Genomic DNA, 20,576 nt, shown 5'->3' with positions numbered 1-20,576 from the left:
GCGGGCGTCGGGCACGCAGTGGGACACCGACGACTTCGGCGAGGTGAGACAGCATGCGCGAGGACGACGTGCGGAACGAGGCCGCCCGGCGGGCGGAGGAGCGGATCGCCGGTGGCGGGTACGGCGAGGGGGCCCTGGACGAGGTGACCGTGCCGCAGACCGACGTGCAGCGCGTGATCCAGGACGAGGACCCGGGTGACCCGGCGCACGTCCGCGTCGATCCCCAGGTGCTCCGCGACGGCGGCCCGACCCGGGGTCAGGGTGCTGTCACCACGACCGGCGGCACGGCCGGCCCGGCCAGCGCCCGGCGGGTGGCGCGACAGCCGGAGCGGCACCGCGGCAAGGTGGCGCCGACGACCACCGGGGACGCGACCACCGGCGGCCTGAGCACCCCGGCGGGCGGCTCGACGAGCGACCAGTCGTCCACGGCGAGCCAGGTCGGCAACTTCACCAACGAATGATCCGACCGCGGGGGCGGCGTCCGTGTCGGACGCCGCCCCTACGGCGCGGCCGGGCAGGTGGCCGGGCCGCGCAGGACCGTCTTTTCGAGTGGGAGGTCGTCGTGGGCGACGTGTATGCCAACTACGCCCAGCTGGCTGCTGGGGAGGACGAGGGCGTCGACTACACCCGGACGGTGATCGGCGGGCCCACCACGTCGTGGGCGTCCATCGCGATCCACGGTGGCGGCATCGAGGCCGGCAGCGGAGAACTCGCGCTGGCCGTGGGCGACGGGCTGATGAACACGTACGTGTTCGCCGGCATCAAGTCCAGCCGCAACTCCGATCTGCACATCACCGCCACCAAGTTCGACGAGCCACAGTGTCTCGCCCTGCTCGCGGCAGCGGACCGGACCATCTCCGTCCACGGCTACACCGGCACAGCCGGCGAGCCCGAAACCGCCCTGGGCGGGCTGGACGCCAGCCTCGCCGGTGACCTCTCGGCCGCGTTGACCCACAAGGGGTTCAACGTCGTGGCGGCCTCGAGCGAGATCTCCGGCAGCTACCCGGGCAACATCTGCAACAGGAACCGGCGCGGAGCGGGCGTGCAGGTGGAGCTCTCCCACGCCCTGCGCACGTCGTTCTTCCCCGACGGGGACCTGACCCGGTCGGCGAGGGACTCGGGGCGACGGACGCAGCTCTTCCACGACTACGTCGAAGCCGTGCGGTCGGTGGTCGCCGTTGCTCAGCCGGCCTCCTGAGGCCCGGCGGAGGCGCCCTGCCGGAGGATGCCGAGGCGTTGGGTGGCGCGGGTGAGGGCCACGTACAGGTCGTTCCGGCCGCGCGGGGACTCCGCCACGATCCGGTCCGGGTCGACCAGCAGGACGGAGTCGAACTCCAGGCCCTTGGCCTGGGCGACGCTCAGCACGACGATGCGGCTCTCCAACTCGGGGTGCTCGCCGACGGCCGCCTCGGGCAGCGCGGCGGTGAGCGCGGCGCCCAGGTCGTCGACCCGGCCGGCGGGCACGATCACCCCGAGCCGGCCGTCGGCCAGCCCGGCGGCCTCCCGGGCGGTCGCTGCCACCAGTTCCGTCGTCAGCCGGTCCGCCGCCACGGCACGGTCCCACGGCGCCACACCGGTGGCGCGTACGGAGCGTGGGGGGCGCAGCGCCGGGTCGATCCCGGCGAGCACCCCCGCCGCGACGGCCATGATCTCGGCCGGGGTGCGGTAGCTGACGGTCAGCTCCTCCAGCCGCCAGCGCTGCGCCACGTACGGCTCCAGCGCGTCGGCCCACGACGCGGTGCCGGCGAGCGCGCCGGTCTGCGCCACGTCCCCGACGATCGTCATGGACCGGCTCGGGCAGCGGCGCATCAGCAGGCGCCACGCCATCGGCGACAGCTCCTGCGCCTCGTCGACGATGACGTGGCCGAACGCCCAGCTCCGGTCGGCCGCGGCCCGCTGGGCGGTGGTCAGGCGCTCGGCCTCCTCCTGCCGTTCCAGCAGGCGGTCGGCGTCGATCAGGTCGGTCACGCCGAGGATCTCGCCGCCGTCGGCCTCGTCCTCGACGTCGATGGACCGGGAGCCCCGGGCGATCTCGAGGACGCCCTCCGCGTACTCCCGCTGGAGGGACCGGATGCGTTCCCGGCGCGCCTCGGCGGCGCGGTCGTCCTCGCCGAGCAGTTCCGCCGCCTCGTCCAGCAGCGGCACGTCCGCCGGCGTCCAGCCGCCCGGCTCGCGGTGCAGCAGGGCCCGATCGGCGTCGGTGAGCATCGGCGCCGCGACGGCGATGCGGCCCGGGTCGGCGTACAGGTCGGCGAGGAGCCGCTGCGGGGTCAGCACCGGCCAGAGCCGGTCCAGCGTCGCGCGGACCTCCGGGTCCTCGCGGAGCTCGCGGCGGATCTCGGCCACGTCGGCCTCGTCGAGCAGGTTCTCCCCACCCAGCGGGTCGGCGCCGATGCGCTCGGCCACCTGCCCGGCGAGCGCGTGCACGATCTCGACGTCGAACAGCGCCCGGGCCAGGTTGTGCGGGCGGCCGGAGCGGCGGGCCCGGTCGCGGGCCGCACGGACGGTCTCCGGGGCGAGCACGAGGATCTCCCGCTGCGGCTGCTCGATCTCCAGGGGCTCGTCGGGCACCCACTGCCGGTCGCGCACGGCGGCGGTCAGCACGTCGACCATCACCTCGCGGCCCTTCAGCGCCGCCGCCTCCGCCGGCTCGGTACGCCGCGCGCTGACCCCGGGGAAGAGGTCGGCCTGGGTACGCAGCAGTACTCCGGTCTCGGCCAGGGCGGGCAGCACCTGGGAGATGTAGCGCAGGAAGGTGGCGTTGGGCCCGACCAGCAGCACGCCGCGGGTCGAGAGCTCCCGCCGGTGGGTGTAGAGCAGGTACGCCGCCCGGTGCAGCGCCACCGCCGTCTTGCCGGTGCCCGGCCCGCCCTGCACCACCAGCACGCCCGGCAGGTCGGCGCGGATGATCCGGTCCTGCTCGGCCTGGATGGTCTCCACGATGTCGCGCATCCGGCCGGTACGGCCGGCGTTGAGCGCGGCGAGCAGCGCCGCCTCGCCGGTCACCTCCTCGTGGGCGGTGGGGGAGGCGGTGGCCAGGTCCAGCACCTCGTCGTTGAGCGCGATCACCTTGCGCTGCCGGGTCCGCAGGTGCCGCCGGCGGCGGACGCCCTGCGGGTTGGCGGCGGTGGCCAGGTAGAAGGCGCGGGCTGCCGGCGCCCGCCAGTCGATGAGCAGCGGGTCGTAGTCGCCGCTGGTGTCGAAGATGCCGATCCGGCCGATGTAGTGCGGCCCGCCGTCGTCGGTGTCGAGCCGGCCGAAACAGAGGCCGTTCTCCACCGCGGAGAACTGCTCCACCTGTTCGGCGTACATTCCCACCGCGCTGTCGCGCTGGGAGCGGGCCTGGAGGGTGCCGCCGGTGTTCCGCAGCTCCTCGGCCAGCCGCCGGGACGCCTGTTCGCGCAGCCCGTCCAGCCGGCGGTAGAGCATCGAGACGTACTCCTGCTCGTGGCCGATCTCGTCCGTGGGCAGGTCACCGGAATTGCCGGAGTGCCTTGACAAGCCGTCTCCCAGTTCGTTAAGATGGTCGCCGGAACGGCCTGCGAGCCGTTCTTTTTTGTTGCCTGAACTGGTCAGGATACCGGGCGACGCCCCGCCGGACCACATCCCGCGCATCGGCGGGCCGGTCCGCGCCGGCCTCGCTCACATCGTCGCGCCGGAGCGGTCCAGCAGAGTGGCGAGCAGGTGACCGAGCTGCTCGCGTTGCCGCGGTGTCAGCGGTGCCAGGACCTCGTCGTCGACCTGGGCGAGGAGGTCGTCCAGCTCCAGGAGCCGCCGCCGGCCGGGCGCGGTGAGGGTGATCACGTTCTGGCGGCGGTCGGCGGGGTTGGGTGCGCGTTCCACCTCGCTGCGGTCGGTGAGCTCGTTGACGACCGCCACCACGTCGCTGCGGTGGATGCCGGTCCGGCCGCTCAGCTCGGCCTGGCTGGCCGGACCGAACTCGGCCAGCGTGGCGAGCACCGCGTAGTGCCACTTGCGGGCGCCGACCCGGGCGAGCTCCTCGTTGACCCGCCGATCCGTCCGCGTCGCGGCCAGGGACAGCAACCGCGTGCGCAGGTTCCGTAGCCGCGCCGGTGCCTCGGGGCGGCCGGCCGCGCCCGCCGGGCTGTCACTCATGGCGGAAGGATACCGCTTGTGTTGGTGACACCAACGATCTAGGTTCGTTGGTGAGACTAACGTTAGTGTCACCAACGAATCGGAGGCGCGCCATGCCGGTGACCCAGGTGAGCGGATCGACGATGTACCACGAGGAGCGGGGCAGCGGGACTCCGATCGTCTTCCTGCACGGCAACCCCGGCTCATCCCACCTCTGGCGCAACGTCCTGCCCGCCGTCGACCTCCCCGCCCGCCTGCTCGCCCCCGACCTCATCGGCATGGGCAGCTCCGGCAAGCCGGACCTGCCCTACCGGTTCGCCGACCACGCCCGCTACCTGGACGCCTGGTTCGACGCGCTGGACCTGCGGGAGGTCGTCCTCGTCGGCCACGACTGGGGTGGAGCGCTCGCCTTCGACTGGGCGGCCCGCCACCCCGAGCGGGTCCGCGGCGTGGCCTTCCTGGAGACCATCGTGCGGCCGATGTCCTGGGCCGACCTGGGCGACGGACCCCGGTCCCGCGCCGAGGCCATGCGCGGGCCGCAGGGTGAGGACCTGGTCCTCGACCGGAACGTGTTCCTGGAGTCCGCCTTCAACGGCGGGGTGCTGACCCCGGTGAGCGAGGAGGACCTGCGGATCTACCGGGCGCCGTACCCGACCCGGGAGAGCCGCCGGCCGCTGCTGGAGTGGGCCCGCTCGCTGCCGCTGGACGGACAGCCGGCCGACGTCACCGAACGGGTCCAGCGGTACGGGCGGTGGCTGGCGGGCAGCGACCGGGTGCCCAAGCTCCTGCTCACCTTCGACTCCTCACCCACCCTGCTCGTCACCGAAGCCGTGGCCGCCTGGTGCGCGGCGAACATCGCCGCCCTCGACATCCGCCACTGCGGGCCGGCCGGGCACCACGCGCCCGAGGACCGACCCGAGGCGATCGCCGCGGCGATCACCGCCTGGGCGCGCCGGCACGCCCTCGTCGGCGAGCGTTGACGCCGGACACGACCGGGGACCCGCGCCACGCGCGGGCCCCCGGTCGGCCGTGGAACCGTCAGCCGCGAGCCACCTCGTACAGCCGCTCCGGCGTCACCGCACCGGCGATCAGACGGCCGTCGTCGGTCAGCAGCGCGCTCACCAGGTGGCTGCGGAACAGCCGGCCGCTGCCCCAGTCGCCCCGGACCGCGGGCAACTGCCCGGACAGCGCGTCCAGGTCCGGGGCATCCCCGGCGTCGGCGGAGCGCGACGCGCCGTCGACCTTGGCGACCACCACCGTGGTCCAGCCCTCCCCGACGGTGCGCACGTCCGGCCGCTCGTCCCCGGCCGGCTTCCCCGGCCGGGCCGGGCGGGACCGGTCGGCGCCCTCCTCGGTGATCGTCACGCCGGGCCGCGGGTTGAACCGGAACTGGTCGTCGTCCGGCCGGGCGTAGTCGATCTGGGTGAACGCCACCTCGAACGCCGGGCGGTCACCGCCCTCGGCGAACACCTCGAACCGCAGCGGCAGGTGCTCGGTCGCGTCGATGGCGATCCGTACCTGGTGCACCAGCGAGGCGGCGTCGCGCGGCGCGAGCACCAGCTCGTACGCGTCCCGCCCGGCCACCGTGGCGGCCCGCCCCACGCTCACCTCGGTGGTCGGGTCGACGGCGGCGAGGGCGGCGTCGGCCGCCTCCTGCGGCGTGTCCGGCAGCTCCGGCGGGGCGTCGGCGTCCTTCTCCGCGGGCAGCGTGCGGTGGGTGGCCGTGTTGGTGCGGCTGTTCCACGTCCACACGTCGCGTCCGTTACGGATGATGTCCCGCTCGCCGAGCGTGTCGACGAGCGCGACCCGCTGCTTGTCCGGCCCCGAGTGCCACACCCGCAGGGTGTGGGTCCCGGTCAGCAGGTCGGCCGGGCCGTCCCCGGCGGCCAGCCCGGCGATCGCCGGCAGGCCCAGGTCGGCACGCTGCACAACGGTGCCGGAGAAGCCGTCGTGGCGGGCGGTCTGCAGGTCGACGAGGAGCTGGGCGGCGGTCCGGGGCGGCAGGCTCGGCTCGGCCTGGGCGGCGAAGCGGCCGAGCGCGGCGCCCCCACCGACGACGGTCACGACGGCGGTCACCGGGACCAGCCAGCGCAGGGCGGGACGGCTTGTCAGGACGGACATGTGTGGCACCTCCTGCCGACCATCCTGCCCGCACCACCCTGTGAGGGCGCTGAGGACACCCGATCGGGTACGGGCGCCGGGGTGGCACCCTTGACCCGTGCGGCTGCTGGTGGTGGAGGACGAGGCCCGGTTGGCGTCCGCCCTGCAACGCGGCCTCCAGGCGGAGGGTTTCGTCGTCGACGTGGCGGCGACCGGCCCGGCCGGCCTGGAGGCGGCCCGGCACGGCGAGTACGACGCGATGGTCCTCGACGTGATGCTGCCCGGCCTCTCCGGGTACGAGGTGGTCCGCCGCCTGCGGGCCGAGCGGCGGTGGCTGCCGGTGCTCATGCTGTCGGCCAAGGACGGCGAGTACGACCAGGCCGACGGCCTGGACTGCGGCGCCGACGACTACCTGACCAAACCCTTCTCGTACGTGGTGCTGCTGGCCCGGCTGCGCGCGCTGCTGCGGCGTGGCGCGCCCGAGCGGCCCACCGTCCTCGCGGTGGGCGACCTGCGGCTGGATCCGGCGCGCCGGCGGGTGACGCGGGACGGCGCCGAGGTGGCCCTGACCGCCCGGGAGTTCGCGCTCCTGGACTACCTGATGCGCCGCCCCGGCGAGGTCGTCTCCAAGACCGAACTGCTGGACCACGTGTGGGACGCCGGCGTGGACACCGCCCCGAACGCCGTGGAGGTCTACGTCGGCTACCTGCGCCGCAAGCTCGGCCGCGAGCGCCTGGAGACGGTCCGCGGCGCCGGCTACCGCCTCACCACATGAGCGGCGAAGGAAGGGCCCCTTCTTATCGCCTCCGGTATAGGAGGGGCCCCCTCCTAACCCGGACGCTCCCACGGCGCGGCCGGCTCTGGGCCGCCCTCGGCCTGCGCGGCCGGCTGATGGCGATCGGGGTGCTCGGGGTGTCGGTGGGTCTCGCGGTCGGCGGCCTGGTGCTGCTCGCGGTGCTCACCTGGGCGCTGCACCGCAACGTCGACACGGAGGCGCTCCGGACCGCCGACGCGGTCGCGCTGCTGGCCGCCGAGGACGCGCTGCCCGACCCGCTGCCGGTCGCCGGCGGCCAGGTCCGGGTGCAGGTGGTCGACGCGCAGGGGCGGGTCCGCGCCGCCTCGATCGACGCCGACCGGTTGGTGCCGATGGTCCGGCCGGAGCGGGTCGACCGGCACGCCCGGCAGGGGATCACCGTGGCGGGGGAGCGGATGGGGCTCGTCGGGCCGGTCCGGGTGGTGGCCGTCCCGGCCGGCACCGACGCCGACCCGCTCACCGTCCTGGTCGCCCGGTCGCTGGTGGACGTGCGGCAGAGCACCCACGTCGTCTGGACCATCCTGCTGGTCAGTTTCCCGCTACTGGTGGCGGTGCTCGCCGCCGTGGCGTGGCGGGTGGTGGGCGCCACCCTGCGGCCGGTGGAGGCGCTGCGGCGGGGCGCCGAGGAGATCACCGGCCGGAACGGGGCCGGGCGGCTGCCCGTACCGGGCTCGCAGGACGAGATCCACCGGCTCGCGGTCACGCTCAACGACATGCTGGACCGGCTGCGCGCCGGCCGGGACCGGCAGCGCGCGTTCGTCGCCGACGCCGCGCACGAGCTGCGCAGCCCGCTCACCAACATCCGCACCGAGCTGGAGGTCGCGCAGCGGCTGGGGGACCGGACCGACTGGCCCGCGGTGTCGGCGGACCTCCTCGCCGGCACCGAGCGGTTCGGCCGGCTCGTGGACGACCTGCTCCTGCTCGCCCGGCTCGACGAGGCCCCGCCGGCGCGGGCCACCGGGCCGGTCGAGCTGGGCGCGCTGCTCACCGAGGTGGCCGGCCGCCAGCTCGCCCGGCCGGTCGAGGTGGTGCCGCCGCCGGAGCCGCTGTGGACGGTCGGCGACCCGGACGAGCTGCGCCGGGTGCTGACCAACCTCGTCGACAACGCCGTCCGGCACGCCCGTACCCGGGTGGTGCTCGCCGCCGCGCCGGACGGGTCCGCGTACCACCGGGTGACGGTGACCGACGACGGGCCCGGCATCCCGGCCGCCGACCGGGAGCGGGTCTTCGGCCGGTTCACCCGGCTGGACCCGGCGCGCGACCGGGACGCGGGCGGCGCCGGGCTGGGCCTGGCCATCGTGCGCGAGCTGGTCCGGCGGGCCGGCGGGCAGGTCGACCTGGGCGACGCGGAGCCGCCGCCCGGGCTGCGGGTACGGGTGCTGCTGCCGGCACTGACCGCGGAGCCCGACCCGACCTGACGGTCAGCTCCGGTCGGTGCAGACCTCCTTCGACCGGCCGATCGTCTCGGTCGACCAGACCACCGCCACCGTGAAGCAGTAGTCGGTGCCGCGGTTGAGGCCGTACACGACGAAGTCGGTGGTGCCGGCGGGCAGGTTCGCGAAGGCGGTCTGCGGCTGCCCGGCCCGGCCGCCCGAGATGACGACCGGTCCCTCGCCGCCGGCCGGGTACGTCCAGCGCAGCGCCACGTTGTCGCGGTTGTCCCGCAGGGTCACCTCGCTCGGCGGGGTGCCCGGCGTGGCCGCCGCCGGGGGAGTCGGGCTCGACGTTGCCGGGGCGGGTGTGTCCGTCGCGCGTCCCGCCGTGCCGGTGGCGACCGGCGGCGGCGCACCGTCGAACCGCGCCACCCCGGCGATCACCGCGGCCGTCCCGAGCAGCACCACCGCCACGCCGCCGACCACGAGCGGGAGCAGCCGGTTGGCCGCCGGCGCGGCGGCGTGGTGCACCGGCACGGGCAGCAGCCGGGACGGCTGGTACGCCCCCTCCTCGGGCGTGGCGTGGTCCCGGACGCGGTGGACCCCGGCGGCCTCCTCGCCGCCGGCGAGAGGCAGCACGGACGGGGGCACGGCCGTGGCCCGTTCCTCGGCCGGCGGCCGCCAGGGACCGGTGTGCGCCGCGCCCGGCGCGTCCGGCCGCCAGGGCGCGTCGGTGCGGGCGTCGGGCGGCCAGCCGTCGCCGAGGTCGTGCTCGGGCGGCCACCGGTCGTCGGCGTCGTGCGGGCGGTCGTCGGGATCCGGGGCCACCTGGGGGCCGGCGCCGCCGTGGTCGGGCGGCCGTCGCCAGGCCTCGTCGGCGGGCGGGTCCGGTGCCGCCGGCCGGGCCGTACCGTCGAGCGGCTGGCGGGGTGTGGGCACCGTGGGCGGCGGCGCGTAACCGGTCGCCGGGTGCTCGTCCGGGTCGGGCCCGTCCAGGTCCGGCGCGGTCGGGGTGTACGGGGTGGCGGGGCGGTAGCCGGGCTGCGACGGGTGGTCGGGGACGTGCTGCGCCTCGTCGCCGGGCGGGGGCGTCCGGGCGGTGGGCACGATCGGGGTGTCCCGTCCGACCGGTGCCGTGTCGGCGCAGGTGTGGTCCGGGTTGGCGGCCGCCCGGGCGAGGGCGGCCACCTGCGCGGCGAGCGGGTCGTCCGGCGCCAGGTGCTGCCGGCACAGCTCCTCGGCCAGCGCGAGGTTGTCGTGCGCCTCGGTGAACAGGCCGCAGTCGCGGTGCATCGCGCCGAGCCGGGCCAGCATCTTGATGCCGCTGGGGTGGCCGTCGCCGTACACCTCGCGGTGCAGTTCCCACGCGTCGGCGAGCCGGTCGCGGGCCACCTGGCACTGGCCGCGCGCGTACTCCACGGTGGCCAGGTCGGCGTGCGCGGCGAGGACGCGCAGCGACTCGGGACCGTCCAGGGCGGTCAGCTCGATGATGACCTCCTGGTAGAGCCGAGCCGCGCGGGACCAGCTGCCGACCCGGTGCAGCACCGCGGCGAGGGTCGCGGCGGCGGCCACCGTGCGCTCGTCGGAGCGGCCGTACAGCCGGGTGGTCGCCGCGTACGCGTACGCGGCCCAACCCCGGGCGGCGTGCGGGTCACCGAGGGCCACCAGCACCCGCGCCTGGAGGCTCGCGGCCTCGGCCAGCTCGGGCGTGGCGTTGGCGGGGCGGGGATCGGCGTCGGCCAGCGCGTCGGCGAGCAGCCGCTGGGCGCCGGCGAGGTCGCCGGTCGACACCAGGTGGTGCGCGTGGTCAGTCAGGTCACCGAAGCCGGAGGGCACGCCCCATCGTGCTCATCCGGCGACGGTAAGTACAAGTCCCGCGCCGGTCAGGTTTCCCGGAGTCGGTCCACCAGGATCCCGTGGTACGCGTGCGGCGCTACCGTCGGGGACATGGGAATCCACCGCCTCAACCACGCCGTCCTCTACGTCAGCGACCTGGAGCGCAGCGTCGCCTTCTACGCCGAGGTGCTGGGCTTCCGCCGGGTGCCGATGACCCCGGACGGCTTCCGGGGCGCTGCGTTCCTCCAGGCGCCCGACTCCACCAACGACCACGACCTCGGCCTGTTCGAGGTCGGCGCGGGCGCCGGCCGCTCCGCCGCCGGCCGGAGCACCGTCGGCCTCTACCACCTCGCGTGGGAGGTCGACACCCTCGACGACCTCGCCGCCACCGCGCAGCGGCTCGCCGCCGCCGGGGCGCTGGTCGGCAGCTCCGACCACGGCACCACGAAGAGCCTCTACGGGCAGGACCCGGACGGGCTGGAGTTCGAGATCGTCTGGCTGGTGCCCGCCGACCTGCTGGACGACGCCGCCCTGTCGGCCCGCAAGCGGATCGGCCGCCTCGACCTCGACGCCGAGCGCCGCCGCTACGGCGGCCAGACCCGCGGCGGCATCGGCATCAGCGTCCCCGCGGCGAGCTGAGACCTTCGGCGCACCGGTTTGTCACCCACCACGACTCCATGATCGCCCGAAGTGAGGTAGAAACCAGGGCGTGATGAACGAGGTGCTGCGGGAGGTGCTCGTCCGGCACGCCGAGGTGTGGGTGCCCCGGGTGTCGGGGCGGGGGCGGCGCTCTGTCGTCGCGCTCGCGTACGGAGACGGCGAGTCCGCGACCGCGTCGGCGGAGGCGGTGCTCGGCGTGGTCGCCGAGTACGCCGACCGGCTGCGCGGACGGCAGATCACCGTGCTGGTGCTCGCCGACGCCACCGAGGAACTGCCGGCCCGGCTCGGTCCCGTCGAGGCGGCGCTGCCGGCCGAGGTCGCCGTCCACCTGGTGCCGGGCGGGCCGGCCCGGCTGCCCGTCGCGCTCAAGGCGGCCGGCGCCGCCGGTGCGCCGCTGCTGTCGTACCTGGACGGTCCGGGCGCGACCGACCGGGCGGTGCTGGCGGCCGCCGCCGGCCGCTCCGCCGAGGTGCTCGTCGTCACCGAGGCCGCGCCGGACGCGTCCGTCCGGCCGGCGCTCCGCGACGCCGGGTTCCCGCTGGTGGCCGAGGTCGACCTCGTGCCGGGGGACGGGTCGCCGGCGCGGCGGCTGGCCTTCGGCACCGGGTACGACCGCAGCCTCGAGGCGTTCAAGGACCTGCTGTGGGCGGTCGACGAGTACGCCGGCGTGCGCTACCGCGACCCCGCCGACCCCGCCGGGCGGCTGCTGGACATCGCGCTCGACCCCGAGCCGGGACCGCTGCGCCGGGAGTTGCTCGCCGAACTTGACCGCTCCGGCCCGCGTACCGTCACCGAACTGCGCCGGCACGCGCTGACCGGCACCGTCTACCGGGCCGCGGACGTGCAACGGGCGCTGACCGGGCTGCTGCACTCCGGCGCCGTCACCCGCGACCCGGAGCACGGCCGGCTCGGCGGGGACGTCGTCATCGCCGCGGGCCCGCAGCCGTAGCACCGGGCTCTCCCGGACCCGCCCCATCCTGCGGCCCGTTCGGCCGGGAACCACCCGGCCCGGGTTCCGGTGGAACGGCCGGCGTCAGCGCCGACGGGGCGGGCGGGGCCGCGCCCGGGAGCAGCCGCCGGAACACGATCGACACTCCGGTGGCGATCACCCCGATGCTGAAGACCATCTGCCCGCAGACCGCCGCGCGAGCGACCTGCCCCTGGGCGTGCACGTCCCCGTACCCGATGGTGGTGAGGGTGGTCAGGGCGAAGTAGAGCGCGTCGATCCGGGTCTCCAGGTTGGCGAACTGCTCGGAAGAGCTGCGGGCAATGACGAAATCGGCCAGCGCGAAGGCCAGGACGCCGGCCACCAGGGCGACGGCGAGCTTCAGCAGCGACGGCACCTCCCGGGCGGCCGCGGTCCCGTCGGCGCGAAGCTGCCGGTGCACCTGCCGGGTGACCAGCCAGGCGATCGCCGCCACCAGCACCCCGGTGATCGTGCTGCGGACCAACAGCCGGGCCCGGTCCGGGTCGGGCTCCACCGGCACGACGAAGTACGCCACCAGCAGGAGCAGGCAGGCCAGCAGGGCACGGCGGCGCTCCCGCCGCCAGGGCCGGGTCATGCCGCGATTCTCCGTCCCACCGTCCGCCGGCGGGGTCGGTTTCGGCGAGTGCCGGTGCCGCGCCGGGGCGGCGGCGGTGCCGGGGTGCCGTCGGTCGGGGAGGCTGATCGCCTCGCGCCGCCGCCGGTGCGGGACACGGCGAAGGGACCCTTCCGCAGCGGCGGGCAGGGTCCCTTCGTCGTGCCGGAGCCGTCAGGTGCGGGACTTGTCCTGCTTCCAGGACAGCGGGCCGGGCAGGTCGACGCGGTGCGCCCGCGCCCGGGAGTTCCACGACCAGCGGCCGATCTTGATGCTCCAGGAGGAGAAGCCGTTCTCGGTGAAGTTCAGAATGATCGGGCCGTACTTCTTGCGCTTGCGGAACATGAGACCCATTGCGGGGCTCCCTTCGGTATCCCTTCCCTGCCGTGTCGAACCTGAACATGCCCGGACGGTCTTTCCGCGAAACCCGGCTGCTGCTCCACCGTGGACGGCCCGGCCGCCGGCATCAGCGCTCCCCGGCGGCTGTCCACGGAGGAGGCGGCCCACCGCCCGGTGGGCGGGCCCCGCCGGCCCGGGATCAGCCGGCCGGCGTGACGGCCAGGACGCGGGTGGCAGTGCCGTCGGCCTCCGTGATGTCGCGCTCGTGGCTGAAGCCGATCTTTTCCAGCAGGGCCAGGCTGGCGTGGTTGGCGTCGGCGACCGTCGCGTACACCACCGGCAGGGCGAGCGTGTCGAAGCCGTACCGCACCAGGGCCCGCGCCAGCTCCGTGCCGAGGCCGCCGCCCCAGGCCGGCTGGGCGAGGGCGTACACGATCTCGTGGCCGTCGACCTGGTCGGTGTGCTTGATCTCGGCGTGCCCGACGTAGCTGCCGCCACGGCGGACGGCCCACACGTCGAACAGGTCGTTTGCGTACACCTTGCTGAACACGCGGCCGAACAGCGCGCCCGCCTCCTCGGCGCCGAGCGGGCCGTCGCCCATGAACCGGCCCACCTCCGGGTCGGTGAAGAGGGTGACGAAGTCCTCGGCGTCGTCCGGACGGTACGGCTCCAGCAGGAGACGGTCGGTGTGCAGCACGGGGGTGGGCATCAGCGGGGCTCCCAGGCGTCGGGCAGGGCCGTCAGTCTGCGCACGTGCGCGGGGAGCCGGCCACTGACGATCTCGGCGAGGCTCACCTCGTCGACCACCCGCCGCACGGCCGCCCGGACGGCCACCCAGAGGCCGGGCAGGTTCTCCGCCGCGCCCTCATACCGCGTCTCCTCCGGACGGAGGCCGCGCACCCCGGCGAGCGGGCCCTCCACGGCCCGCAGGACCGCGCCGACCGTCACCTCCCGCGGCGGCCGGGCCAGGGAGTAGCCGCCCTCGGCGCCCCGCTGCGCGCGGACGACGCCGGCCCGTCGCAGGTCGGCCAGGACCGCCTCCAGGAACTTGCGGGGCAGGTCCTGCTCCGCCGCGATGGCCTGCGTGGAGAGCAACCGGGGGTACGCGGTGGCGAGGCTCAACGCCGCCCGCACCGCATAGTCACCGCGCGCCGAGATCTGCACCAGGCCATCATGCCGGGCGCCGGTCTCCCGCGGTGTCGGCAGGTGGGCGTGGGCGGACGACGCGCCCGGCCGCCCCGGTCTCCCGGCCGGGATCGGCGGGTGGGTCCGGCGGCTCGTGGGCCCGGCCGGGCTCGGGCTCGGGCCGGCCGGGCTCGGGCTGCTCGCGGGCGGCGCGGAAGGCACCCGGGCTCATCCCGACCTCGCGGGTGAAGAACCGCCCGAAGTTGGTCGGCTCGGAGAAGCCGAGGCGGCGGCCGATCCGCGCCACCGGCTCGTCGGTCGCGGCGAGCAGCCGTCGGGCCTGGAGGGCGACCCGGTCGTCGACCACCTGCTTGGCGCTGCGCCCGGTGACCGCGAGACACGCCCGGGTCAGGGTCCGGACCGAGCAGCCCAGGTGGGCGGCGTAGTCCTCCACCCGGCGGGTGTGCTGGTAGCCGCGCTCGACCTCCCGGCAGAGCCGCTCGAAGGTGATCATTTCGGCACGTGGTGCGGGCCGGACGGCGTCCGGCAGCATGGCCAGGCGGAGCAGCAGCACGGCCAGTTGGTGGCGGAGCAGGCCCGCCGCGGCGGCCACGCCCCGGTGCCGCTCGCAGTCCACCGCGAGCTGGCTGACCTCGGTGATGATGGCGTCCTCGTCCTCACCGGCCAGTTGGAGCCAGGCCGGGACGGCATCGGGGTCGACGTCCAACCCCCGCAGCGCCTCCGGCCGCCAGCGCACCACGGTCGCGTCCAGTTCGGGAAGCGCGCACCGGAGCACCTGGCCGGCCCGGACCCGCAGCAGCGTGCCCGGCCGGCACGGCAGGGCCTGGAAGTCCAGCTCAGCGCGGCCGTGCCCACCGGTGACCAGCACCAGCAGGTCCCGGTCCAGCAGGAGCGGACGTCGCCACGCCGGATCGGCCACGAGGTCACCCAGGGTGAGCGTCTCGATCTCAGGAGGCGCGGAGAACGGAACGGGGGAGGGCTGACCAGGAGAAACCATCACCTGCGACGGTAGCCCGGGGCGACGATCATCGCATCTCCGAGCGCGTATCCGCCGCGCCCGCCGATGCCCGTGCCCGCGGCCACGATTCCGGGTGTGGGTGGGCGGCGCGGTGGGACGGTTGGGGTTGTCGGGGCCGGTGGGGGCGGTTACGTTACCGGACGGTAGGGGCGTATCGCGAGAGGATGGGCATGGCGGATCTGTTCTCGGTCGAGGGAAAGACGGTCCTGGTCACCGGCGGTTCGCGGGGGATCGGACTGATGATCGCCCAAGGGTTCGTCCAGGCCGGCGCGCGCGTGGTCATCTCCTCGCGCAAGGCGGACGTGTGCGAGGCGGTCGCCAAGGAACTGTCGACGCAGGGGCACTGCGAGGCGATCCCCGCCGACCTGGGCACCGACACCGGCGCCGAGGCGCTCGCCGCCGCCGTGCGGGAGCGCTACGACCGGCTGGACGTGCTGGTCAACAACGCGGGCGCCACCTGGGGGGCGCCGCTGGAGGCGTACCCGGAGACCGCGTTCGACAAGTTGTGGGCGGTCAACGTGAAGGCCGTCTTCCGGCTCACCACCGCGCTGCTGCCGGCGCTGCGCGCCGCCGCCACCGCCGACGACCCCGCCCGGGTGATCAACATCGGCTCGATCGACGGCATCCGGGTGCCCTGGATGGAGGTGTACGCGTACTCCGCCACGAAGGCGGCCGTGCACATGCTGACCCGCAGCCTCGCCCATCAACTCGCCGCTGAGCACGTCACGGTGAACGCGATCGCGCCCGGCCCGTTCGAGAGCAAGATGATGGCGTTCGCGCTCGACGACCCGGCGTCCCGAGCCGCGATCGAGAAGCAGGTGCCGCTGGGTCGGATCGGCCGTCCGGAGGACATGGCCGGCACCGCCATCTACCTGTCCTCGCGCGCCGGTGCCTACCTCACCGGCGCGGTCATCCCGGTCGACGGCGGCATCACCACGCACGGCTGAGGGCCCCGTCGCCGCAGCGGCCGGCTGCGCGCACGGAACAGGCCCGCCTGGCCGCAGGCGGGAGGCTGTCCGCGTACGTCCAGGCAAGCCGGAGCCGCGCGGACTCGGCAGATCCGCGCGGCCCCGTTGTGGCCGGTTGTTCCGGTTTTTCAGCGGCCGGCGAGCAGCCGGTTCACCGCCGTGTCGACGTCCAGGTGCTCGGCCTCACGGCCGCGCGGTACGACGACGTAGGTCCGCCGCAGGAAGCGCACCAGGACGCTCCGCGGCACCTCGAACAGGGCGTTGCCGTCCGGGGACGACAGCGCCAGAGCGACGAAGTCCCCGCGCGGGGTGGCCCACGGCCAGACCCGCACATCGCCGATGCCGGCCGGCTCGTCGAGGCCGGTCACCAGCAGTTCCCGGGCGAACGACCAACTGACCGCCTCGCCGCCCGCCGATTCCGCATGGAACAGGACATGGACGGCATACGGGTCAGCAGGGTCGTAACGCAGACTTGCACGCACCGGCAAGGCCGTGGCGTCAGGTGCGACGAGCCTTAGCGACGTCTCGACCTCTACGGTCGTCGGTCGGATGACACTCATGGACGTTCTCCCCCCGGCACCGCTGCGGAACGCGCGTGTCCCGCTTTTCCCATACTCAGGTGCTGCTCCTAGCTACGCTCCGCCATACGCTGACTTCACCCAGTGGTGGGAAGGTGATCGGAACGTCCTCGAGAATGTGAAGATTCTTGTAGGATTTCCGCTTCTACCCAGTCCGCGGTGCCGCCCGGCAACGGGTGGTTCAGACGTCGACTTACTCCGGTAACGTCCAGTCCACGGTTGCAGTGACGGGCGCGCGCCACACTGGGGGAGGAAATGGTGACGAAGCGATCCTCAGTGGATCGGGTCACGCTGCCTAACGCGCCGAACGTCGCGCTCAAGGCAGCCGAAAAGCGGGGGTACGGGGTGCCGAACGAGCAGCGTGACCGGCCCGGTCGGCCGGCACGGGACAAGGGTGGGCCGTCCGGGGGGGCGGCGGTCGTCACCCGGCGGGAACGGCCGCGCTGGCGGCAACGGGTGTCCACCACCCTCGCGCTCATCCGGGCCAACCCCACCGGCCGGGTGGCCCTCAAGATCTTCATCGCCATCGCCGGCGCGCTCGTCGTCACAATCGGACTGGCGCTGATCCCCCTGCCCGGGCCCGGCTGGCTCCTGGTGATCGCCGGCCTCGGCATCTGGGCGGTCGAGTTCCACTGGGCGCGACGGCTGCTCACCTTCACGCGACGGCACGTCCACAACTGGACCGAGTGGGTGAAGCGCCAGTCACTCGGAGTGCGGTTCGTGCTCGGCGGCGTCGGCCTCGTGTTCGTGTCGACCATCGTGTGGCTATCGCTCAAGTACAGCCTCGGCATCGACGTGGTGGCCCGGGCCCTGCACTACCTCGCGACGCACTGAGGGCCGGTTTTTGGTCCGTGCCGGCGATCAGGTAGAGTCGTCGGCGCTGAGGGCGATTAGCTCAGCGGGAGAGCGCTTCGTTCACACCGAAGAGGTCACTGGTTCGATCCCAGTATCGCCCACCACGAATATAGGCAGGTAGGAAGCCCGTCACCGGAACCACCGGTAACGGGCTTCCGCGCTGTCGCCCCTTAAATTGGGAGCAGATTGGGAGCAGGGACGTCGGATAGATGCCCGCCGTCTCCTGCCTGTGCGTAGCGAGGCAGCCATGGCGCTAGGGGGTCGGAGGATCAGCTCCGGCCCCGGGCTAGCGGGTGGACGAGCATGCCGTGGGCGAACGTGTCCTCAACCTCTCAGATGCTCATAGAGCGGCAAATGGCGCCGGAGTACCGCCTGTTGCCTCCCTGGCTGGGCGCTGGCCCCACCGTCCACGGTCCATTGAAAAGTCACCGCGGCGACCGGCGTGATGCTGATCATGGGGCCTGCGTGCCCGTGGGGTAGGGCGCGGGGATGCGGAGCCTTTCCAGCGATTGGCGCGCGAGTTCCCCGACGGCGGGTAGGTGCGATGTGCAGGCCCGGAGGCTGCGTTGGATCTGGTGTGGCAGGCGGTGTTCCTCGGCGATGGCGATGGCAGCCTGGAACGCCGTTTCGGCTTGGGATGTGTCGGCGCGGGCTAGGAGCACTTCGCCGGTGGTGACGTGGAGGATGGCCTGCCATTGCGGTGGTATCGCAGTGGTGGACATACGGTGGTGATCGAGCAGGTCGGTGGCCAGGTCGGGTCGGCGTGTATGGACCAGCCCGCGCAGGTGCACTTCATGGAGGGCGTGGAGGCTGGTGAGCCCTGTGCTGGGGTTGGCGTCGACCAGGCGCCAAGCGTCGGTGATGGCGCGGTCGAACAGGGCGGGGTCGCCGAGTTCGCCGGCGGCGCGGGCTAGCTGAACCAGGGCCGCGCCTCGGTCGGATTCAGGCGCGAGTTCCACTGATCGCTGGAGTCGGGCAACGGCGGCCTTGGGCCGTTCGGCCTTGCGTAGTTCGTTGCCGTGTACCCGGAGGGTGAAGGCGAGCAGGTCTTGGTCGTTGAGGTGTTCGGCCAGCCACAGTGCCCGGCTGGTCCAGCGGGCGGCACTGACCAGGCGCTCCTCGGGCAAGACATAGCCGAGTGAGACGCCGAGTTCGGCGCGGGCGCGGGCGAGCAGGAGCATCACGTCCCGCTCGACGTGTCCGTCGGCGACCCGGCTTTCGAGGCGGGTGACCAGCGGCCAGAGCTCGTTGACGGCTTCGGCGCCGTGACCGGATTGTCGTGCGATCGCGGCGAGGCGGATAGTCGACTCGCCGAACTGGAGCATCGCGGTGAAGTCGGCGTCGTCGGGGTCGCTGACCCCGAGCGTGTGCGCCGGTAGGCCGAGGTGGCGGGCGATACGTAGCCGGGCCGCGACATCACTGATCTCCCGCCGCCCTGTTTCGATCATCGAGATGTACGTTGGGTCGTAGCCGAGCAACTCCGCCAGACGCCGTTGGCTTACACCGGTCGCGGCCCGGTAGGTGCGAATGATGACCGCGAGATCACCGCTGGCCAGGGCGGCCCGTGCGGAGTCGCTGGTCCACAGCCACATGGCCGCGCCTCCCCGGCGATGGACAGGGACTGGCAGGGGAGCACCGGCGATGGCGTGGCAAGCCGGGCACAGCGGCGACGCGCTCCAGCGGCCGACCTTCGCCCCGCAACCGCCGCACCGCATCGTCGGCCGCCTACATGACTCGGCTACTGAGCTTGGCGTACCAGGTCGCGATGGACCTCTTGTACCCGTCCGGCATGCGCAGCGCGGCGACCTCGGCCTCGGTGAACAGGCCGAATTCCTTGTGCTCGTGGCTGATGACCGGGTCAGCATCGGTGCCGACGTGGCAGCCGTACGTGATGATCAGGACATCGACGCCGTCGCGGATGTGGTACTGCCAAGCGTCCAGCAGGGCGCCGCATGTCACCTGCCAGCCGACCTCCTCAACGATCTCCCGGACCACGCACTCGGCCGGTTCCTCACCGAGGTCCAGCTTCCCGCCCGGCAACTCCCACTCATCGCGCTCGTTGCGTAGCAACAGCACGCCTCCATCGCGGACCACGACGCCCTTGACCGAGACGGGGAACAGGTGCGGCTGGTAGCTCATCGGCCCGCTTCCCTCCACTGTTGCAAGACCTCGAGTGTCCGGAACGTAGCACGGTCATGGCGCCCCATCGGGCGCCTCGGCATTGACAATCCGTCACTTGATCCACCCGGTAGGTGCAGCCATGGTGAACGCCGACAACCCAGTCCGGCGGAGGTGACCAGATGCGCGACATCGGCGACCTGCCCCACGTGGACTTGCGCGACCCGGACAGCACCGCTCGCATCCTGAATGGCCTCACCACACACGGAATCGTCCTCTTACACGGTGGAATCGAGCGTGACAAGCTGCTCGGCGCGGCCCGATCCCTGATCACAATCCGCGTACACCGCGACAGCGACTCCGACGGAGTGACCACCATCGCCCAGCGGCCATTGTCCAATGACGGAACCAGCCTCACGGGCTTCACCAACCGCGAGCTCTGGCCGCACACGGAAGGATCGGCCGTATGCCGACCACCGCGCGTCCTGATGCTGGCATGTCTTCGATCGGCAGAAACCGGTGGACGCAGCATTCTGGTCGACGGTCGCGACCTCTACGACGAGATCGCCCGCACCGAACCCGCCATGCTCGCAGCATTGTCCACGCCCCGATCCGCATACTTCGGCGGAGGATCCGGCCGCCTCGGCGCGGTCTTTCAGCAGACCACCGAGGGCCGGATAACCATCCGGCTGCGCATCGACGAGGTTGTACATTTCGCGCCGATGCTCGTGCCATATATCGACCGACTTCGCACGCTTGTCCAGCAGCAGGCCATCCAAATTGACCTACGTGACGGGCACGGCTACATCCTGCTCAACGACCGCTGGCTCCACGGCAGAACCCGGTTCACCGGCAACCGCCTCATGCTGCGCATCATCGGTGATCCGCTATCCACCGACGCCCTACCGAGTGGTTTCAGACCAGCAGAGGCATCCCCGCCCGCCGGCACTGCGCGCACCTGACTAAACCGAATCAACGATTGTCGACGATCGGAATCTGAAAGGCGCGCCATGAACATGACCTCGATCGCGGCCGTCAGCGCAGCGCTTGTACTCGGATTCCTCGCCGGACTGCTCACCTTCAAGCGCTCGCTGCA

At 73.4% G+C, this 20,576-nt stretch carries 22 protein-coding genes and 1 tRNA gene; 11 read left to right on the top strand and 12 right to left on the bottom strand.

The window, feature by feature from the left end:
• The first annotated feature begins 53 nt into the window (after positions 1–53).
• A complete protein-coding gene (locus ACN26Y_RS28950; protein WP_155333248.1) occupies positions 54–461 on the top strand; it encodes a hypothetical protein in 408 nt (135 codons plus the stop codon).
• A 101-nt stretch (positions 462–562) separates the two neighbouring features.
• Positions 563–1,198: a poly-gamma-glutamate hydrolase family protein gene (locus ACN26Y_RS28945; protein ID WP_422733938.1), complete on the top strand. Its 636-nt coding sequence runs from the start codon at positions 563–565 to the stop codon at positions 1,196–1,198.
• Here the strand turns inward: ACN26Y_RS28945 and ACN26Y_RS28940 are convergent.
• On the bottom strand, positions 1,183–3,429 hold the full coding sequence (locus ACN26Y_RS28940; protein ID WP_422734985.1) for a HelD family protein: 2,247 nt from the start codon (positions 3,427–3,429) through the stop codon (positions 1,183–1,185). The two genes, ACN26Y_RS28945 and ACN26Y_RS28940, sit on opposite strands and share 16 nt — an antisense overlap.
• Before the next feature lie 213 nt (positions 3,430–3,642).
• Entirely contained in the window at positions 3,643–4,116 is a 474-nt protein-coding gene (locus tag ACN26Y_RS28935; protein WP_155333245.1) for a MarR family winged helix-turn-helix transcriptional regulator, read from the bottom strand.
• Positions 4,117–4,208: 92 nt separating this feature from the next.
• Here ACN26Y_RS28935 and ACN26Y_RS28930 point away from each other — a divergent pair, with 92 nt between their 5' ends.
• A complete protein-coding gene (locus ACN26Y_RS28930) occupies positions 4,209–5,075 on the top strand; it encodes a haloalkane dehalogenase (RefSeq protein ID WP_155333244.1) in 867 nt (288 codons plus the stop codon).
• Between the two features lie 58 nt (positions 5,076–5,133).
• Here the strand turns inward: ACN26Y_RS28930 and ACN26Y_RS28925 are convergent, their stop codons facing one another.
• Complete coding sequence (locus ACN26Y_RS28925; protein WP_155333243.1) at positions 5,134–6,216, bottom strand: LolA family protein; 1,083 nt, start codon at positions 6,214–6,216, stop codon at positions 5,134–5,136.
• A gap of 97 nt (positions 6,217–6,313) precedes the next feature.
• On the opposite strand from ACN26Y_RS28925, the gene ACN26Y_RS28920 reads away from it, so the two are divergent.
• Positions 6,314–6,970 carry a response regulator transcription factor gene (locus ACN26Y_RS28920; RefSeq protein WP_155333242.1) on the top strand — a complete coding sequence of 219 codons (657 nt, stop codon included), beginning with the start codon at positions 6,314–6,316 and terminating at the stop codon, positions 6,968–6,970.
• Between the two features lie 116 nt (positions 6,971–7,086).
• Positions 7,087–8,427: a sensor histidine kinase gene (locus ACN26Y_RS28915; protein WP_422733937.1), complete on the top strand. Its 1,341-nt coding sequence runs from the start codon at positions 7,087–7,089 to the stop codon at positions 8,425–8,427.
• A gap of 3 nt (positions 8,428–8,430) precedes the next feature.
• On the opposite strand, the gene ACN26Y_RS28910 is transcribed toward ACN26Y_RS28915, so the two are convergent.
• On the bottom strand, positions 8,431–10,218 hold the full coding sequence (locus ACN26Y_RS28910; RefSeq protein ID WP_422733936.1) for a tetratricopeptide repeat protein: 1,788 nt from the start codon (positions 10,216–10,218) through the stop codon (positions 8,431–8,433).
• A gap of 111 nt (positions 10,219–10,329) precedes the next feature.
• On the opposite strand from ACN26Y_RS28910, the gene ACN26Y_RS28905 reads away from it, so the two are divergent.
• On the top strand, positions 10,330–10,857 hold the full coding sequence (locus ACN26Y_RS28905) for a VOC family protein (protein WP_422733935.1): 528 nt from the start codon (positions 10,330–10,332) through the stop codon (positions 10,855–10,857).
• A gap of 73 nt (positions 10,858–10,930) precedes the next feature.
• On the top strand, positions 10,931–11,827 hold the full coding sequence (locus ACN26Y_RS28900) for a hypothetical protein (RefSeq protein WP_422734984.1): 897 nt from the start codon (positions 10,931–10,933) through the stop codon (positions 11,825–11,827).
• Here the strand turns inward: ACN26Y_RS28900 and ACN26Y_RS28895 are convergent.
• The 5 genes from ACN26Y_RS28895 to ACN26Y_RS28875 form a co-directional block, all read right to left on the bottom strand.
• Positions 11,802–12,440, bottom strand: coding sequence for a potassium channel family protein (locus ACN26Y_RS28895; RefSeq protein WP_155333238.1), 639 nt, complete (start codon positions 12,438–12,440; stop codon positions 11,802–11,804). The genes ACN26Y_RS28900 and ACN26Y_RS28895 overlap by 26 nt on opposite strands.
• 192 nt (positions 12,441–12,632) lie before the next feature.
• On the bottom strand, positions 12,633–12,812 hold the full coding sequence (locus ACN26Y_RS28890) for a DUF4236 domain-containing protein (protein WP_155333237.1): 180 nt from the start codon (positions 12,810–12,812) through the stop codon (positions 12,633–12,635).
• Between the two features lie 184 nt (positions 12,813–12,996).
• A complete protein-coding gene (locus ACN26Y_RS28885) occupies positions 12,997–13,506 on the bottom strand; it encodes a GNAT family N-acetyltransferase (protein WP_155333236.1) in 510 nt (169 codons plus the stop codon).
• Positions 13,506–13,961 carry an RrF2 family transcriptional regulator gene (locus ACN26Y_RS28880; RefSeq protein ID WP_155333235.1) on the bottom strand — a complete coding sequence of 152 codons (456 nt, stop codon included), beginning with the start codon at positions 13,959–13,961 and terminating at the stop codon, positions 13,506–13,508. The genes ACN26Y_RS28885 and ACN26Y_RS28880 overlap by 1 nt, the downstream gene beginning before the upstream one ends.
• Positions 13,962–13,968: 7 nt before the next feature.
• Positions 13,969–14,940, bottom strand: a complete 972-nt coding sequence (locus ACN26Y_RS28875) for a helix-turn-helix transcriptional regulator (RefSeq protein ID WP_155333234.1) — start codon at positions 14,938–14,940, stop codon at positions 13,969–13,971.
• A gap of 191 nt (positions 14,941–15,131) precedes the next feature.
• On the opposite strand from ACN26Y_RS28875, the gene ACN26Y_RS28870 reads away from it, so the two are divergent.
• Positions 15,132–15,908 carry a glucose 1-dehydrogenase gene (locus ACN26Y_RS28870; protein ID WP_155333233.1) on the top strand — a complete coding sequence of 259 codons (777 nt, stop codon included), beginning with the start codon at positions 15,132–15,134 and terminating at the stop codon, positions 15,906–15,908.
• Between the two features lie 149 nt (positions 15,909–16,057).
• On the opposite strand, the gene ACN26Y_RS28865 is transcribed toward ACN26Y_RS28870, so the two are convergent.
• The gene (locus tag ACN26Y_RS28865; RefSeq protein ID WP_007457244.1) at positions 16,058–16,489 is read right to left on the bottom strand and encodes an SsgA family sporulation/cell division regulator; all 432 of its coding nucleotides are present in this window, start codon (positions 16,487–16,489) and stop codon (positions 16,058–16,060) included.
• 294 nt (positions 16,490–16,783) lie between these two features.
• Between ACN26Y_RS28865 and ACN26Y_RS28860 the strand changes: the two genes are divergently transcribed.
• Entirely contained in the window at positions 16,784–17,341 is a 558-nt protein-coding gene (locus tag ACN26Y_RS28860) for a TIGR02611 family protein (RefSeq protein WP_422734983.1), read from the top strand.
• Between the two features lie 50 nt (positions 17,342–17,391).
• A tRNA-Val gene (locus ACN26Y_RS28855) sits at positions 17,392–17,466 on the top strand.
• Between the two features lie 348 nt (positions 17,467–17,814).
• Here the strand turns inward: ACN26Y_RS28855 and ACN26Y_RS28850 are convergent.
• Complete coding sequence (locus ACN26Y_RS28850; protein WP_422733933.1) at positions 17,815–18,954, bottom strand: helix-turn-helix domain-containing protein; 1,140 nt, start codon at positions 18,952–18,954, stop codon at positions 17,815–17,817.
• Positions 18,955–19,087: 133 nt separating this feature from the next.
• Positions 19,088–19,501, bottom strand: a complete 414-nt coding sequence (locus ACN26Y_RS28845) for an NUDIX hydrolase (RefSeq protein ID WP_422733932.1) — start codon at positions 19,499–19,501, stop codon at positions 19,088–19,090.
• Between the two features lie 161 nt (positions 19,502–19,662).
• On the opposite strand from ACN26Y_RS28845, the gene ACN26Y_RS28840 reads away from it, so the two are divergent.
• Positions 19,663–20,442, top strand: coding sequence for a TauD/TfdA family dioxygenase (locus tag ACN26Y_RS28840; protein ID WP_422733931.1), 780 nt, complete (start codon positions 19,663–19,665; stop codon positions 20,440–20,442).
• The last annotated feature ends 134 nt before the right edge of the window (positions 20,443–20,576 follow it).

Origin of the sequence: Micromonospora sp. WMMD558 (assembly GCF_049315255.1) — a bacterium.
In the GTDB taxonomy this organism is placed as follows: Bacteria; Actinomycetota; Actinomycetes; order Mycobacteriales; family Micromonosporaceae; genus Micromonospora.
This window is presented reverse-complemented; position numbering and strand designations above follow the sequence as displayed.